This is a genomic window from Bradyrhizobium centrolobii (genome assembly GCF_001641635.1).
GTDB classification, from domain to species: Bacteria; Pseudomonadota; Alphaproteobacteria; order Rhizobiales; family Xanthobacteraceae; genus Bradyrhizobium; species Bradyrhizobium centrolobii.
The window spans coordinates 1-1,359 of sequence record NZ_LUUB01000101.1 but is presented as its reverse complement, the minus strand read 5'-3'; the positions used below and the strand labels follow the sequence as shown (position 1 = coordinate 1,359).

The following is a 1,359-nucleotide window of genomic DNA, read 5'->3' as shown; positions in this document are numbered from 1 at the left end:
CTTGGCACAGGCGGGCGGCGGTGGGCAACTGCGAACAGGATGTCGTCCTATGGACCTCCGGGCCGACAGCCGTTAATTTCCAACTTTCCCATGAGGTCCAGCATGTTCAAGCTCTACACCGCCCCCGGCACCTGCGCGCTCGCCACCCACATCACGCTGGAGGAGGCCGGCGCCGACTACACGGCCGAACGGCTGAACTTCAAAGCCAACCAGCAGAACAGCCCGGATTATCTCGCGATCAATCCGAAGGGCCGCGTGCCGGCGCTGGTGACCGACCGCGGCGTGCTGACCGAGACGCCGGCGATGCTGGCCTACATCGCGCAGACCCTTCCCAAGGCGAAGCTCGCACCGCTCGACGATCCCTTCGCGTTTGCGCAAGTGCAGTCGTTCAACTCCTATCTCTGCTCCACCGTGCACGTGGCCCATGCCCACAAGATGCGCGGCGCGCGCTGGGCGACCGAAGAGAGCTCGTTCGCCGACATGAAGCAGATGATCCCGAAGACCATGGGCGCCTGCTTCGCGCTGATCGAGCAGAAGATGCTCAAGGGCCCGTGGGTGATGGGCGAGCAGTACACGGTCTGCGACCCCTATCTCTACACGGTGTCGCTCTGGCTCGAAGGCGACAGCGTCGACATCAACGCGACGCCGAAGGTCGCGGACCATTTCAAGCGCATGTCCGAGCGACCCGCGGTGCGCAAGGTGATGGACGCGCAGAAGGCGTAACAAACTCGGTGTCGTCCCGGGCAAGCGTAAGCGCCGCCACATTCTCTTTCGTCGTCCCGGACAAGCGCAGTGAAGCGGAGCGCCGATCCGGGACCCATATGTGGACGGCCCCCGTGGCACAAGAGCTTTGTGAGGTTTGATCGGATCGCTTGCGTCCATATGTCCGGCCTGTTGGTGCGGCTTGTTGGGCCGCTGGCCAAGATGGTTTCCGCGACGCGAGTTCCAATCAACCACGCGACCTCGTTCGGCCGATGGGTCCCACGGATTTGCTCGCATCTCGGGTCGATCGATCGCACCATCTCCTCTGCTCTTGCAGCTCCGGTTCGGTCGGTGGGCTAACCCCCGCCGGTCGGCCGAATCTCTTAGCTACGCGGTGGCGGCCATTTGGATATCGAGCCGCGCACTGTCGTAACTCCCTCCCGTCGTCATCAGCTTCCAGGCGATGCGGGCCATCTTGTTGGCCAGTGCCACCGCGGCAAGCTTCGGCGTCTTGCGCTTCAAGAGCTCGATGAGCCAGCGCGGCCCACGAGCGTTTGTCATCGCTTGCTTAACGACCGAGGTCGCTCCCACCACCAGCAGCTGACGCAGTCGCTCGTCGCCCGCCCGGGTGATCTTGCCGAGCCTGGTCTTTCCCGC

Annotated in this window: 1 protein-coding gene and 1 pseudogene; one reads left to right on the top strand and one right to left on the bottom strand. The window is 63.9% G+C overall.

Annotated features, from left to right (window positions below; all coding sequences use genetic code 11):
- The first annotated feature begins 102 nt into the window (after positions 1–102).
- Complete coding sequence (locus AYJ54_RS36620) at positions 103–723, top strand: glutathione S-transferase family protein (protein ID WP_063706979.1); 621 nt, start codon at positions 103–105, stop codon at positions 721–723.
- A 366-nt stretch (positions 724–1,089) separates the two neighbouring features.
- On the opposite strand, the pseudogene AYJ54_RS36615 reads toward AYJ54_RS36620, so the two are convergent.
- Positions 1,090–1,359, bottom strand: a pseudogene (locus AYJ54_RS36615) (IS110 family transposase); the annotation flags it as partial.